14 protein-coding genes are annotated in these 14,499 nt (G+C 72.4%); 6 read left to right on the top strand and 8 right to left on the bottom strand.

What is annotated here, in order from left to right; translation table 11 throughout:
* The 3 genes from WA762_RS34750 to WA762_RS34740 form a co-directional block, all read right to left on the bottom strand.
* Window positions 1–1,129 (bottom strand): Mrp/NBP35 family ATP-binding protein (locus tag WA762_RS34750; protein ID WP_335941582.1); only part of this gene is annotated, 1,129 nt, incomplete at its 3' end.
* 74 nt (window positions 1,130–1,203) lie between these two features.
* Window positions 1,204–1,761, bottom strand: a complete 558-nt coding sequence (locus WA762_RS34745; RefSeq protein ID WP_335941581.1) for a DUF1003 domain-containing protein — start codon at window positions 1,759–1,761, stop codon at window positions 1,204–1,206.
* Window positions 1,751–3,025, bottom strand: coding sequence for a magnesium transporter MgtE N-terminal domain-containing protein (locus tag WA762_RS34740; RefSeq protein ID WP_335941580.1), 1,275 nt, complete (start codon window positions 3,023–3,025; stop codon window positions 1,751–1,753). Before WA762_RS34740 ends, WA762_RS34745 begins: the two co-directional genes overlap by 11 nt.
* A gap of 244 nt (window positions 3,026–3,269) precedes the next feature.
* On the opposite strand from WA762_RS34740, the gene WA762_RS34735 reads away from it, so the two are divergent.
* Window positions 3,270–4,070, top strand: coding sequence for a hypothetical protein (locus WA762_RS34735; RefSeq protein ID WP_335941579.1), 801 nt, complete (start codon window positions 3,270–3,272; stop codon window positions 4,068–4,070).
* Between the two features lie 227 nt (window positions 4,071–4,297).
* Here the strand turns inward: WA762_RS34735 and WA762_RS34730 are convergent, their stop codons facing one another.
* A complete protein-coding gene (locus WA762_RS34730) occupies window positions 4,298–4,819 on the bottom strand; it encodes a hypothetical protein (protein ID WP_335941578.1) in 522 nt (173 codons plus the stop codon).
* Window positions 4,820–4,996: 177 nt separating this feature from the next.
* Window positions 4,997–6,112, bottom strand: coding sequence for a magnesium and cobalt transport protein CorA (locus tag WA762_RS34725; RefSeq protein ID WP_335941577.1), 1,116 nt, complete (start codon window positions 6,110–6,112; stop codon window positions 4,997–4,999).
* Window positions 6,113–6,520: 408 nt separating this feature from the next.
* Here WA762_RS34725 and WA762_RS34720 point away from each other — a divergent pair, with 408 nt between their 5' ends.
* Window positions 6,521–7,111 (top strand): suppressor of fused domain protein, encoded by a 591-nt coding sequence (locus WA762_RS34720; RefSeq protein WP_335941576.1) that lies wholly within the window; start codon window positions 6,521–6,523, stop codon window positions 7,109–7,111.
* Window positions 7,112–7,276: 165 nt separating this feature from the next.
* On the opposite strand, the gene WA762_RS34715 is transcribed toward WA762_RS34720, so the two are convergent.
* Window positions 7,277–8,509: an MFS transporter gene (locus WA762_RS34715; protein WP_335941575.1), complete on the bottom strand. Its 1,233-nt coding sequence runs from the start codon at window positions 8,507–8,509 to the stop codon at window positions 7,277–7,279.
* Between the two features lie 232 nt (window positions 8,510–8,741).
* Here WA762_RS34715 and WA762_RS34710 point away from each other — a divergent pair, with 232 nt between their 5' ends.
* From WA762_RS34710 to WA762_RS34700, 3 genes are all read left to right on the top strand, one after another.
* A complete protein-coding gene (locus WA762_RS34710; protein ID WP_335941574.1) occupies window positions 8,742–9,380 on the top strand; it encodes a DUF6758 family protein in 639 nt (212 codons plus the stop codon).
* A gap of 416 nt (window positions 9,381–9,796) precedes the next feature.
* Window positions 9,797–10,663 (top strand): PHP domain-containing protein, encoded by an 867-nt coding sequence (locus WA762_RS34705; RefSeq protein ID WP_335941573.1) that lies wholly within the window; start codon window positions 9,797–9,799, stop codon window positions 10,661–10,663.
* Between the two features lie 495 nt (window positions 10,664–11,158).
* Complete coding sequence (locus WA762_RS34700) at window positions 11,159–11,764, top strand: MarC family protein (RefSeq protein ID WP_335941572.1); 606 nt, start codon at window positions 11,159–11,161, stop codon at window positions 11,762–11,764.
* Window positions 11,765–11,908: 144 nt separating this feature from the next.
* On the opposite strand, the gene WA762_RS34695 is transcribed toward WA762_RS34700, so the two are convergent.
* Window positions 11,909–12,061, bottom strand: coding sequence for a hypothetical protein (locus WA762_RS34695; protein WP_018520873.1), 153 nt, complete (start codon window positions 12,059–12,061; stop codon window positions 11,909–11,911).
* 302 nt (window positions 12,062–12,363) lie between these two features.
* On the opposite strand from WA762_RS34695, the gene WA762_RS34690 reads away from it, so the two are divergent.
* Window positions 12,364–13,251 carry an NYN domain-containing protein gene (locus WA762_RS34690; protein ID WP_335941583.1) on the top strand — a complete coding sequence of 296 codons (888 nt, stop codon included), beginning with the start codon at window positions 12,364–12,366 and terminating at the stop codon, window positions 13,249–13,251.
* A gap of 243 nt (window positions 13,252–13,494) precedes the next feature.
* Here the strand turns inward: WA762_RS34690 and WA762_RS34685 are convergent, their stop codons facing one another.
* Window positions 13,495–14,367, bottom strand: coding sequence for an alpha/beta fold hydrolase (locus WA762_RS34685; protein ID WP_335941571.1), 873 nt, complete (start codon window positions 14,365–14,367; stop codon window positions 13,495–13,497).
* Between the last annotated feature and the right edge of the window lie 132 nt (window positions 14,368–14,499).

Below are 14,499 nucleotides of genomic sequence, written 5' to 3'. Positions count from 1 at the left end.
ACTTGTTGCGCGGGGTGATTCCCAGCGACATGCCGGACAGGCCGCGGCTTCGGCTGCCGAGCTTGTCGGCGATGGTGCGCAGCGCCTTGCCCGCCGGGGAGTCGGGGTCGGACAGGACGACCGGCCTGCCCTCGTCGCCGCCCTCGCGCAGCCGCACGTCGATCGGGATGGAGCCCAGCACCGGCACCTCCGCGCCGACCGTCCGGGTCAGGCCCTCCGCGACCTTCGCGCCGCCGCCCGTGCCGAACACGTCGACCATCTCGCCGCAGTGCGGGCACGGCAGGCCCGACATGTTCTCCACCACACCGGCGATCTTCTGGTGCGTCTGCACGGCGATCGAGCCGGCCCGCTCGGCCACCTCGGCCGCGGCCTGCTGCGGGGTGGTGACGACCAGGATCTCCGCGTTCGGCACGAGCTGCGCGACCGAGATCGCGATGTCGCCCGTCCCCGGCGGCAGGTCGAGCAGCAGGACGTCCAGGTCGCCCCAGTACACGTCGGCGAGGAACTGCTGGAGTGCGCGGTGCAGCATCGGGCCGCGCCACACCACCGGGGCGTTGCCCGGGGTGAACATGCCGATGGAGATGACCTTCACGCCATGCGCCGACGGCGGCATGATCATGTTCTCGACCTGGGTCGGCTTCCCGTCCGCGCCCAGCATCCGGGGCACGCTGTGCCCGTAGATGTCGGCGTCCACGACACCGACCTTCAGACCGTCCGCCGCCATCGCGGCCGCGAGGTTCACCGTGACCGACGACTTGCCGACGCCGCCCTTGCCGGACGCGACCGCGTAGACCCGGGTGAGCGAGCCGGGCCTGGCGAACGGCACCTCGCGCTCCGCTGTGCCGCCGCGCAGCGAGGCGGCCAGCTCCTTGCGCTGCTCGTCGCTCATCACGTCGAGCGAGACGTCGACCCGGGAGATGCCCTCGACGCGGGAGACCGCCTCGGTCACGCTCCTGGTGATCGTCTCGCGCATCGGACAGCCCGAGACCGTGAGATAGACCGTGACCGCGACCACGCCGTCAGCGCCGATCTCGACCGACTTCACCATGCCGAGCTCGGTGATCGGGCGGTGGATCTCCGGGTCGTTCACCGTCGCCAGTGCTTCACGCACCGCGTCTTCCGTAGCCATACCTCGATAGTAAGGGTGCGCGGGCCGCTTCTTGAGGGCGGTGGCACCGGTCGCTACGCGCGAGTAGCCTCCCGTCAGCCCTCTTCCCCGCCCTCGGCCCGCCACAGGGCGCGCCGCTCGTCCAGGTCCCGTACGAGGTCCTCCAGCTCGGAACGGATCCAGTCACGGGTCGCGACCTCGCCCAGGCCCATCCGCAGCGCCGCGATCTCCCGGGTGAGGAACTCGGTGTCCGCGATGGAGCGCTCGTTCTGCTTGCGGTCCTGCTCATGGGTGACCCGGTCGCGGTCGTCCTGCCGGTTCTGCGCGAGCAGGATCAGCGGCGCCGCGTACGACGCCTGGAGCGACAGCATCAGCGTCAGAAAGATGAACGGGTACGGGTCGAACTGCCAGGTGGCGGGCGTGAAGATGTTCCACATCAGCCAGGCGAAGATGAACAGCGTCATCCAGGCGATGAACCGCCAGGTGCCCAGGAAGCGGGCGATCCGCTCGGAGAACCGGCCGAACGTCTCGGCGTCGTAGTCGGGCAGCAGCCGCGGCCGGGGCGCCTTCGGCTGGTCCAGCCGGTAGCGCGGTGGGCGCACGATGCCCGAGGCGCCCGTGGACGCCGCCCTCGCGCGGTCCTCACCGGCCATGGACCGCCCCCTCCTCGCCGTGGAAGTCGGCCTCCCGCCAGTCCTCCGGCAGCAGGTGGTCCAGTACGTCGTCGACGGTCACCGCGCCCAGCAGCGAGCCGCTCTCGTCCACGACCGGCGCCGAGACCAGGTTGTACGCGGCCAGATAGCTCGTCACGGCGGGCAGCGGGGTGTCCGGGGCCAGCGGCCCGAGATCGCTGTCGACGATCGAGCCGACCAGGGCGTACGGCGGATCCCGCAGCAGCCGCTGGAAGTGGACCGTGCCCAGGTACTTGCCGGTCGGGGTCTCGTCCGGCGAGCGGCACACGTACACCTGCGCGGCGAGCGCCGGGGACAGGTCCGCCTGCCGTACCCGGGCCAGCGCGTCGGCGACCGTGGCGTCCGGCCGCAGGATGATCGGCTCGGTGGTCATCAGACCGCCCGCGGTCCGCTCCTCGTACGACATCAGCCGCCGCACGTCCGCCGCGTCGCCCGGGCGCATCAGGGTCAGCAGCCGTTCCTTGTCCTCCTCGGGCAGCTCGGACAGCAGGTCCGCCGCGTCGTCCGGGTCCATGGCCTCCAGGACGTCGGCCGCGCGCTCCTCCTGGAGATGGCCGAGGATCTCCACCTGGTCGTCCCCGGGCAGCTCCTCCAGGACGTCGGCGAGCCGGTCGTCGTCGAGCGCGGCGGCGACCTCCGCCCGCCGCTTCGGCGACAGGTGGTGCAGCGCGTTGGCGACATCGGTCGGGCGCAGCCGCTCGAACGTGGCGACCAGCGACTCCGCGCCCTGCCCCACCTCCTCCAGCGAGAACCCGCTGACCGCCGACCACTCGACCGTCAGCGTCTCGCCCTTGCGCCGCAGCGCCCCGCCCCGGCCCTTGCGCACGAAGTACTTGTCGATCTCCCAGTCCCGGCGGGCCGGCAGCTGCTGGATCGCGACGTCGAGGACGGTGACCTCCTCGCCGGTCTCCACCAGCCGGACCCGCCGGTCCAGGAACTCGCCCAGCACCAGGCGTTCGGTCGGGCGCTGTTCGAAGCGCCGCATGTTCACCACGCCGGTGGTGATGACCTGGCCGGACTCGATCCCGGTCACCCGGGTCATCGGGAGGAAGATCCGGCGCCGGCTCACCACCTCGACGACCAGGCCCAGCAGCCGGGGCGGCCGGCCGCCGACCCGCAGCATCGCGACCAGATCGCGTACCCGGCCCACCTGGTCGCCGTTCGGATCGAAGACCGGGACGCCCGCGAGGTGCGAGACGAAGACCCTGGGGGCGCCTGCCGCCATGGTGCGCCTCCTTCTTCCAAGCAGTGCCTCTCCCGGTACCCAGCACGCCGCCCGGGCCCCCGTACGGCGTCACCGGCCGGTCCGTTTGACTGCCGATCAACCGATATGACGGAAACAGGCTAGCCCGTACCGCTCCGCGCCGCCCCGGCGGAGCGGTCCGTACGGCTCTCCGCCGGGGCGCGTGATCGGCACGGGTACGCTGCGGTCTGCCACCCCGCAACGCAGCAGAGAGGCAGTGCGACAAGTGACCTCTTCCGTCCCGCAGGTCCCGCAGCTCCCGCCCGCCCCGGGTCCGGCGCGGACCCGGCGCCGGGCCGCCCTCGCCGTCGTGCTCTGCGCGGGGCTGGCGGCCTCGCTCACGGCCTGCGCGGGCGAGGACCCGGACAAGGGGACCAACGGCGTCGGCAAGCTCGAAGCCGCGCAGATCGAGAAGAAGGCGCAGCGGGCCGCGGACGCCGCCGACGCGGTGCACCTCTCCGGGACCCTGGTCAGCAAGGGCGGCACGTACAAGCTGAACATGCGGCTCAGGGACCAGGGCGGCACGGGATCCGTCGCCTCCAAGCACACCACCTTCGAGCTGCTGCGGATCGGCGACGAGCTCTACCTCAAGGCGGACGCCGGGTTCTGGGGCCACGACGACGAGTCCGCCCCCGGGGCGGCCGGCACCGCGGGCGAGGTCGCCGCGGACAAACTCCAGGACAAGTACGTCAAGGTGCCGGAGGACGACCCCGCGTACAAGCAGCTGCGCGGCTTCACGGACAAGAAGACCCTGCTCGACGGCCTGCTCACCCTGCACGGCCCGCTCAACAAGGGCGACCGGGACACGGTCGGGCCGACCCGGACCGTCCAGATCACGGGCGGCAAGGGCGAGGGCGGCACCCTCGACGTCGCGCTGGAGGGCACGCCGTACCCGCTGCGGTTCGCGCGCGGCGGCGGTGGCGGGGCCGTGACGTTGTCGGAGTGGGACAGGGACTTCCCGCTGGAGGCCCCGGCGAAGGAGGACACGGTCGACTACGGGAAGCAGCTGCCCAGGACGTCGGGCTGAGCGAAGGCTGAGCGGGGCCGCCATGGACGCGTGAGGCGTGGACGCCCGAGGGGCGGGGCCGGGGCGCGGACGGCTGAGGGCCGGTCCGTACGCGGTGACGTGCGGGGAGGGGCGCGGCCGGCCGGTTGCGTACGTCACCGGGCACGAGGCCGGCCGGTCGCGTACGGCCTCGTCCAGGCGCCGCCGAGGCGTCCGACCCGGCGCGGTGGCCCGGGTGCGGGGCCCGCTCAGCCCTTGCGGCCGCGCTTCAGCAGCCGGGGCAGCCCGGCCGGGACCGGCTGCCGGGTGGTCGCGGGCGTCGGCAGCGGCGCGGCCGCCAGCGAGCCGTCCGGCAGCCGGGTACGGACGTCGTCGGGCGTCAGCCGCAGCACCCGGCACTCGCGCGCCCAGCGTTCCGGAATCCGTTCCGCGTCGGGCGCGTTCAGCCGCTTGTTCTTCAGCTCGCCGACCGCCGCCTCCCACTCCTCGGAGTGCGGCGCGAGCTCCGTCACGGCGGCCGTCCAGGCGACCAGCCGGCCGCCCTTGTCCTTGCTGCGCACGGTCACCTCGGCGGTGGCCCCGTCGGTGAGCCCGGCCGGGAACGGCTGCTCGCCGGGGCCGTCGCCGACCAGATGCGCCGCGCCCTCGTGCCACACGTGCCACAGGGCCCGGGCGGGCCCGGTGCCCCGCACCCAGATCAGGCCGGACTTCTTGGTGGCCTCCTCGACCAGGGCCCGGCCCAGCGGCTCGTCAGCGGCAGCAGCAGTCATGTTCCGCAGTCTATGAGCAACCGGGACGACGGCCCGGAGCGGTCCGCCCGGGGGAGCGGTCCGGGCCGGGGCGGCCCCGGGCGGGGCTGCCCTCGGAGCGTGCCGTTCTCGGTGCCGGTCTTCGGCCCGGACCCCGGCCGTGGCCCGAAACCGGCCGTCGCCCGGAGCGTGCCGCCCTCAGAGCCAGCCGTTGCGCTTGAGTATGCGGTGGATCGAGAAGCAGACCACCCCGATGGCGCCCAGCACCAGCGGATAGCCGTACTTCCAGTCCAGCTCGGGCATGTACTTGAAGTTCATGCCGTAGACGCCGCAGATCATCGTCGGCACGGCCACGATGGCCGCCCAGGAGGTGATCTTGCGCATGTCCTCGTTCTGCGCGACGGTCGCCTGCGCCAGGCTGGCCTGGAGGATCGAGTTCAGCAGCTCGTCGAAGCCGATGACCTCCTCGTGCACCCGCGCCATGTGGTCGGCCACGTCGCGGAAGTACTTCTGGATGTCGGGGTCGATCAGCCGCATCGGCCGCTCGCTCAGCAGCTGCATCGGCCGCAGCAGCGGCGAGACGGCCCGCTTGAACTCCAGGACCTCGCGCTTCAGCTGGTAGATCCGGCCGGCCTCCGAGCCGCTCGGGCTGCCCTTCGTGGGGGTGGAGAAGACCTCGGTCTCCACCTCGTCGATGTCCTCCTGCACGGCGCCCGCCACCGCGATGTAGCCGTCGACGACATGGTCCGCGATGGCGTGCAGGACCGCGGAGGGCCCCTTGGCCAGCAGCTCGGGGTCGTCCTGGAGCCGGTGGCGCAGCGCGCGCAGCGACCCGTGGCCGCCGTGCCGCACGGTGATGACGAAGTCCCGTCCGGTGAAGCACATCACCTCGCCGGTCTCGACGACCTCGCTGGTCGCCGTGCGCTCGGCGTGCTCGACGTAGTGGATCGTCTTGAAGACCGTGAACAGCGTGTCGTCGTAGCGCTCCAGCTTCGGCCGCTGGTGGGCGTGGACCGCGTCCTCGACCGCGAGCGGGTGGAGGCCGAACTCCCGGGCGATCCCGGCGAATTCCTCCTCGGTCGGCTCGTGCAGGCCGATCCAGGCGAAGCCGCCCTCCTCGCGCACCCGGAGCATCGCCTGGTGCGGGGTGAGGGAGGAGTCGTACTCCACCCGGCGGCCGTCGCGGTAGACCGCGCAGTCGACGACCGCGCTGGACGCGGACGGGTCGCGGGTGGCGTCGTAGGAGGGACTGATGGGGTTGTTCCTGCGCAGGGAGGGACGTACTGCGGCACGCAGGTCGCGGATCATCGACAAGGCTGGCTCCTTCACGGAGGGCCGTCTTCGGGCGCGTGGAACAGCCCGGAACGAGGACGTGGACCCACGTCCGCAAAGCGGGCGGCACCGGGGCGACGCGAAAAACGGCGATCGCTACGGACAGACGGAGAGGTGTTCTTGCGTCGTACGCGATGCCCTGGACCCAGACCGTGAAGGCGCTCAGATCGCCGAGGTGAGGGTGTGGGGCGGAAGAGCGGTCGTACTGCACGATCGACTTCGATCCATGGCAGCCCCACCTCCTCCGGCCGGTCCCCCGTGGGGGATGACGTGTCGTCGGGACCGAGAGCGACGCTTCTGCGCGCTGTCCCGACCAGCGGCCAGGTTATCAGCCGCTTCAAGGGCCAATCCCTTACTTTGCCCATTCCATACGCGTCCTATGCTCGCCGGATGGGAGAAATTCTTGCTCTGGTCGAGGCCCGGCTGCTGACGGCCCTCGGCGAACCGGACGCGCGGGCCGCGGTGACCTTTCTCGGCACCGACCGGATCGAGGTGCTCCGCTTCATCGACGGCGATGTGGTGCGCTACGCCACACTCGGCATGTCCGCACACCCCATGACCGACCCGACCGCCACCCTCGTGGACCCGGCGAAGGGCCCGCGGGCCGAGCTGCTGCTCTCCGTACGCCACGGCGTCGCTGACACCGACAAGGTGCTGCGCCCGCTGGCCGTGCTGGCGGCCTCCCCGCAGGTCGAGGGGGTGATCGTGGCTCCCGGCGCCTCGCTGGAGACCGGTGAGCCGCTCTGGCCCGGGGCGCCGTTCAGCTCCGTACTGGTCGCGGAGCCGGGCGGGCTGGTCGAGGACCTGGACCTGGGCGAGGAGGCGGGGGCGGATCCGGTGCGGTTCCTTCCGCTGCTGCCGATGACGTCCAACGAGGCGGCGTGGAAGCGGGTCAGGGGAGCGCGGGAGCTCCAGGAACGCTGGCTCTCGCACGGCACGGACCTGCGGGACCCGCGGCGCGCGTCGGTGCCGCTGGACTGAGACACGGCCGCCGGACCGACAGGAACGGGACGTACGCGGCGGCCGGGGAGCCGGGCGGGGCCGGAGGCGTGAGCCCGGGCATGGCCGCGCGCCGGGTCCGGGAGCGTGCACCGGGCCCGGCGCGGGGCGTGCGGCCGATCGGCCGGCGACGGCCGTGACCGTTCCTCAGTCGGCGAAGACCGCGACGCCGTCCTCGGAGGCGTGCCGGGGCTCCAGCTCCTCCGCCTCGTGCGTCAGCGCCGTACGCCGGACCCCCACGACGACCGCGCCGATCACGGCCGTGGCGGCGGCGACCACGAACGGCATGTGGATGTCGCTCCACTCCTCGATCTTCGGGGCGAGGTACGGGGCGGCGGCCGCGGCGAACCAGCGGACGAAGTTGTAACCGGCGCTCGCCACCGGGCGCGGCGCGCCCGAGACGCCGAGCGCCAGTTCCGTGTAGACGGTGTTGTTCACGCCGATGAAGGCGCCGGAGACGATCGTGCCGACGATGGCCGCGGTGTGGCCGCCGTACCCGAGGACCAGCAGGTCGACCGCGAGCAGCACCAGCGAGGCGCCGAGCACCCTCAGCGAGCCGAAGCGTTCCTGCAACCGAGGGGCCACGAGCACCGAGAAGACCGCGAGCAGCAGCCCCCAGGCGAAGAAGACCGCGCCCGACTTGTACGGCGTCATGTCCAGCACGAACGGCGTGAACGCCAGGATCGTGAAGAACGCGTAGTTGTAGAAGAACGCCGAGGCGGCGACGGAGGCCAGGCCGCCGTGGCCGAGTGCCTTGAGCGGATCGAGCAGCGAGGTCTTCCGGGCCGGCTTGGGCTGTTCCTTCAGGAACGCCGTGATGCAGAGGAAGCCGATCGCCATCAGCGCGGCCGTGCCGAAGAACGGGTAGCGCCAGCTGGCGTCGCCGAGCAGTGCGCCCAGCAGCGGCCCGCAGGCCATGCCGAGACCGAGCGCCGACTCGTAGAGCAGGATCGCCGCCGCGCTGCCGCCCGCCGCCGCGCCGACGATCACGGCGAGCGAGGTCGACACGAAGAGCGCGTTGCCCAGGCCCCAGCCGGCCCGGAAGCCGACGAGCTCGCCGACGGACGACGAGGTGCCGGACAGCGCCGCGAAGACCACCACGAGCGCCAGACCGGCCAGCAGCGTCTTGCGGCCGCCGATCCGGCTGGACACGAAGCCGGTGACGAGCATCGCCACGGCGGTGATCAGGAAGTACGAGGTGAAGAGGAGCGAGACCTGACTCGGCGTCGCCTCCAGGCCCTTGGCGATGGACGGCAGGATCGGGTCCACCAGCCCGATGCCCATGAACGCGACGACCGACGCGCCGGCGGTGGCCCAGACGGCCTTCGGCTGGCGCAGCACGCCGCCTGCTCCCTGATCGAACGGATCCTCTCCCTGCACGGGCTTCTCCCTACTCACTCCACTCGGCCACGGGTTCGTTGCACCACGCACAGAGTAAGTTAGAGAGACTAATGAATGCAAGTTACATCTATTTTTCCTGGTGAGGCCCGCAGGGCGGTGGGGCCGGTGGGTGGGCGATGTGTCGATGGGGGAACGAGGGGACCGGTGGGACCGTGTGGCGATCTGATGATCGCCTTGACGCGGCGGCGGTCCTGGAGGACCGTTGGTCGCTATGAGGGGCGAACCCAGTTGCCCGAAGTGCGGAGGCCGGGTCAGGGCGCCCGGTCTTTTCGCCGACACCTGGCAGTGCTCCGTGCACGGCGGCGTATATCCGCTGCAGCCGGTCGTCCCGCCCAGCGTCGAAGCACTGGGCGTGGTCGTGCGCCGGGCCCGGGTGCCGGTGTGGATGCCGTGGCCGCTGCCGGTGGGCTGGCTGTACACCGGCGCGGTGAGCGCGGGCGACGAACGCAGCGGCGGCCGGGCGACCGCCGTCGCCTGCTCGGGCCCCGGCCCCGTCGGCGGCATGGGCGAACTGCTGCTGGTCACCGAGGAACTCGGCGTGGGTCTGGGCGCGCGCTACGCGGGCATCGGCGGGCCCGACCCCGGCCCGTATCTGGACGTCGGGGGCCCGCCGGACGTCAAGATGCTCGCCGCCGGCCGCCCCACCCCGCTCTGGCACGTCAAGGGCGCCCCCGACGACCGCGCGGTCTTCGCGGGCGAGGCGCGCGGGCTCTGGCTCTGGGCGATCGTCTGGCCCCAGCAGTCGGGACTGCTGATGTACGACGAGCTGGTGCTCGCCGATCTGCGCGAGGCCGGGGGAGAGATGGACCTGGTGCCCTGCGGGGCGCTCACGCCCCGGCTGCTCGACTAGGGGTGTCTGACACATACCTGCGGCGTCGCGGGGTCCGGTACGCACGCTCGCGGGGAGGCGGGCCGGTGGCGCGCGCCCGCGCATGCGGTACGGCGTACGCCCGCGCGAACGTCGCGGTCGCACCGTCCCGCTCGGGAGCCGGTGGCCCGCCCCGGGGCCGGTGCGTCCGGGTGCTGTTCGAATGCCGGTTATCCTGTGAATGTCCCCCATGAGGGTGCTGAAGACCCTGGCCGGCCCGACGGCTTCCGCTTCGCACCTGCGGCCTCACCGGAGCGGCGCACGCCCGCTGTGAGGCCGTTTCGGTGCCCGCGGTCGCGCGTCCCGGGCCTCCCTCACCGGTCCGGCCAGGATATTGAGCACCCTTTCCGCGCGCCCCCGGGCGCCTGCCGTCCGCCCCGAGCATTGGAGTACGCGTCGTGCGCATCGACCTGCACACCCACTCCACCGCGTCGGACGGCACCGACACCCCCGCCGAGCTGGTGCGGAACGCCGCCGCGGAGGGCCTCGACGTCGTCGCGCTGACCGACCACGACACCGTCGGCGGATACGCCGAGGCGATCGCCGCCCTTCCCGAGGGGCTCACCCTCGTCACCGGCGCCGAGCTCTCCTGCCGCATCGACGGGGTGAGCCTGCACATGCTGGCGTACCTCTTCGACCCCCATGAGCCCGAGCTGGCCCGGGAACGCGAGCTGGTGCGGGACGACCGCGTGCCGCGCGCCCGGACCATGGTGGGCAGGCTCCAGGAGCTCGGGGTCCCGATCGAGTGGGAGCGGGTCGCGAGGATCGCCGGGGAGGGGTCCGTCGGCCGGCCGCACATCGCCACGGCACTCGTCGAACTCGGCGTCGTCGAGACCGTCTCCGACGCCTTCACGCCCGAATGGCTCGCCAACGGCGGCCGCGCGTACGCCGAGAAGCACGAACTCGACCCCTTCGACGCGATCCGGCTGGTCAAGGCCGCGGGCGGGGTCACCGTCTTCGCCCACCCGCTCGCCGTGAAGCGTGGCGAGGTGGTGCCCGAGTCGTCGATCGCGCGGCTCGCCGCCGCCGGGCTCGACGGCATCGAGGTCGACCACATGGACCACGACGAGCCGACCAGGGCAAGGCTGCGCGGGCTCGCCCGGGAACTGGGCCTGCTGACGACCGGCTCCAGCGACTACCACGGCACCCGCAAGTCCGTCCGGCTCGGCCAGTACACCACCGACCCCGAGATCTACGGCGAGATCACCCGGCGCGCCACGGGAGCCTTCCCGGTGCCGGGCGCCGGCGGAGCCCGCCCCGCCTGACGGCCCGCAGGCCGGAGCTCCGAAGCCCCAGGGCCTTGAGGTCCCGGAGTCCTGAGCCCCCAGGGCCTTGAGGTCCCGGAGTCCTGAGCCCCCAGGGCCTTGAGGTCCCGGAGTCCTGAGCCCCCAGGGCCTTGAGGTCCCGGAGTCCTAAGCCCCCAGGGCCTTGAGGTCCCGGAGTCCTGAGCCCCCAGGGCCTTGAGGTCCCGGGTCCCGTGGCGGCCGGTGCCGGGACGCGTCCGTCGGCGTACGGCACGAGCCGCGCCCGCGCGCCTCAACCGCTCGCCCGGCCCGATCCGCCCGGCCCGATCCGTCCACCGTGCCCGCCCGGCCGGGCCACGCCCTCCCGCTCTCCCGACCTCCCGACCTCCACCCCGTCCCGTTCCGCTCCCGCACGTCTCCAGGTCGTCCCGGCCGGCCGGCCGCCGACCGCCTCACGGCTCCCGGGGTGTGCCACCCCAAGCCGATCCACCCTCTTCTCTTCGCGCAAGGCTCATCGTGTTCGACTTCGCTGTCTTCGGATCCCTTTTTCTCACTCTTTTTGTGATTATGGATCCCCCGGGCATCACCCCGATCTTTCTGGCCCTCACCGCGGGCCGCCCCGCCAAGACCCAGCGCAAGATGGCGCTCCAGGCGGTCACCGTCGCCTTCGGCGTGATCGCCGTCTTCGGTGTGCTCGGCCAGCAGATCCTCGACTATCTGCACGTCTCCGTGCCCGCCCTGATGATCGCGGGCGGGCTGCTCCTGCTGCTCATCGCGCTCGACCTGCTGACCGGCAAGACCGACGAGCCGACACAGACCAAGGACGTCAACGTCGCGCTCGTACCGCTGGGCATGCCGCTGCTCGCCGGCCCCGGCGCGATCGTGTCGGTGATCCTGGCGGTGCAGCACGCCGACAGCGTGGGAACCCAGATATCGGTCTGGTCGGCGATCATCGCCATGCACATCGTGCTCTGGCTGACCATGCGCTACTCGCTGCTGATCATCCGGGTCATCAAGGACGGCGGCGTCGTCCTGGTGACCCGGCTCGCCGGAATGATGCTCTCGGCCATCGCCGTGCAGCAGATCATCAACGGCGTCACCCAGGTCATCCAGAAGGCGTGACGGCGGGCCCGGACACCGCGACGCCCCCGCACGGACCGTCCGTGCGGGGGCGCTTCGTCCGCGTGAGCCGTCGCGCTTCCGCGCGAGTCGTCGAGCGTCGTCGAATGTGTCGTGGTGTCGTGCGTCGCGGAGCGTCGTCGAACGTTACGAGGCCGGGGATTCGGCCGGGCGGATGTAGATGCGCTGGCCCGTGGCCGCGGCCTGCTGCACGATCCGGTTGACGGAGGCGGCGTCCACGACGGTGCTGTCCACGGCGGTACCGTCGACGTCGTCGAGGCGCATGATCTCGAAGCGCATAAGGCTTCCCTTCGTCTGATCCTCCTGCTGGAGAACTGATGGGAGGACGGGTGGCCCCGTCCGAGAGGATGGGAGCGCCGGACGCCTGTGTCCGCGCTCCACCACATCCACAACGTCTTGCACACCACAAACATTCCCTACGCTAAGGAAATTTTTTGGATGTCTAAGTATCGGCAGGTCATCGGGCGGGAACGGCGGACGGACGGTTGTGCGCCGGTGACCGGGGACACGGCGCGGCGCACAAGCGCGCGTACGACGACACGGACGGCCGGGCGCACGACCGGGCGCACGGCGGGGCGGGCATGAACGAGGCAGAGATCCACGAGCGCCTGGACCGGACGAACGAGCTGCTCCAGCGCGTGCTCGCCGAAGTGTCGAAGACCCCCTCGACCCATGCGATCTTCGTCGACGCGGGCTATGTGTACGCCGCGGCCGGCCTGCTGGTCACCGGCACCGAGGACCGCCGGGCCTTCGATCTGGACGCGGAGGGGCTGATCGAGGCGTTCATCGACAAGGCCCGCACGATCTTCGCGGACAGCCGGCTGCTCCGGGTGTACTGGTACGACGGCGCCCGGCGCCGCATTCACACCGCCGAGCAGCAGTCCATCGCGGAACTCCCCGACGTCAAGGTCAGGCTCGGCAACCTCAACGCCAACAACCAGCAGAAGGGCGTCGACTCCCTGATCCGCAGCGATCTGGAGTCGCTCGCCCGGCACCGCGCCATCAGCGACGCGGCGCTGGTCGGCGGCGACGAGGACCTGGTCTCCGCGGTCGAGGCGGCCCAGGGGTACGGGGCCCGGGTGCACCTGTGGGGCATCGAGGCGGGGGAGGGGCGCAACCAGGCCGAACCGCTGCTCTGGGAGGTCGACAGCCAGCGCACCTTCGACCTGGACTTCTGCCGCCCGTACGTCACCCGGCGTCCCGTCACCTTCTTCGAGGACGACACCCCCGCGCCCTCGCGCGAGGACGTCCGCTTCATCGGCGCGCAGATCGCCGCCGCCTGGCTGGCCGCCCGGGGCCGCGAATCGCTGGCCGACCTGCTGCCCGGACACCCGTATCTGCCGGGCTCCGTGGACCAGGACCTGCTGATCGAGGCCGAACGGCTGCTCCAGCACTCGCTGCGCGGCCACGCCCACCTGCGGCGTTCCCTGCGCGACGGCTTCTGGCAGCACATGCAGGCGCAGTACTGAGCGGACGGGTCGGACGGCGGTCCGGACGGCGAGGCGGACGAACGGCCGAACCACGGTCCGGGAGGCGAGGCGGACGAACGGCCGAACCACGGTCCGGGAGGCGAGGCGGACGAACGGCCGAACCACGGTCCGGGAGGCGAGGCGGACGAAGGGCCGGTCGGACGGCTAGGCGGCCCGAAGGGCTGGACCACGGTCCGGACGACGGATCGGGCCGGGAGCTCCAAGGGGCCTTCGGGAGCCGCCTCAGGGAGCGGCCGTCGCCCCGAGGCCGTCCCAGAAGGCGGCGAGCGCGAGCGCCGTCTGCTCCGGGCGGTCCGTGTTCGGCGAGTGCTCGGCGCCGTCGATCCTGGTGCGGCGCGCGCCCAGCCGCCAGGCCATCTCGTCCAGCAGCGGCACCGGCCAGGTGTCGTCGCGCACCCCGGAGAGCACATGGACGGGGAGCCCCGTGGCGGCGAGCTCGTCCACCCGGTCCGGCTCGGTCGCCAGCTGGCGGCCGGTGGCGATCAGCTGGGCGGGCCGGTGGCACAGCCAGCGCCGGCGCAGCGCCTCGCCGTTCGACGCCACCTCCTCGGGCGGGTCGAAGGCGCGCACCGCCTCCCACACCTCGGCCATGGTCATGGTCGCGAGCGCGTCGGAGAGCAGCTTCACCTTGACCTGCTGGGCCTCGGTCACCTGGGCGGGGCCCGACGACATCAGCGTCAGCGAACGGAACGGCGAGGCGTCGAGCAGGACGGCGGCGCGGGCGATCTGCCCGCCGAGCGAGTGCCCGACCAGGTGCACCCCGCCCCCGTCGCCCTCGCCGCCGCCGAGGGCGGACGCCTGCGCGAGCACGTCACGGGCCAGCTCGTCCTGCGCGTAGTCGTCCTCGCGGTCCGCGCCGCCGGTCTCGTACTGCCCCCGGCCGTCCACGGCGACGATCCGGTACCCGGCGGCGCCGAGCGGTCCGAGGAGAGCGATGAAGTCCTCCTTGCTGCCCGTGTAACCGGGCAGCAGAAGGGCGGTGCCGCGCGGGGTCCCCTGCGGGGCGGCGTCCAGCACGGCGAACTCGCCGCGCACGGTACGAAGCCGGTGGGCGCGGGTGCGGGGCGGCGGGGTGAAGGTGTGCGGCCGACTCATGGGACGAGGCTATGTCCTGGGACCGGCCCCGTGGGCAGGACGCGGGAGACGCGTCACGAGGCCTCGCGGCCTCGCGGCGGGGGGGGCCCCCGGGCCCCCCCCCCCCCCGCCCGGCCCCCCCCCCGCGGGACC

The sequence above is a fragment of the Streptomyces tyrfis genome (assembly GCF_037034285.1).
In the GTDB taxonomy this organism is placed as follows: Bacteria; Actinomycetota; Actinomycetes; order Streptomycetales; family Streptomycetaceae; genus Streptomyces.
Note: the sequence above shows the minus strand (reverse complement) of the source record. Positions and strands in the feature narration are given on the sequence as shown.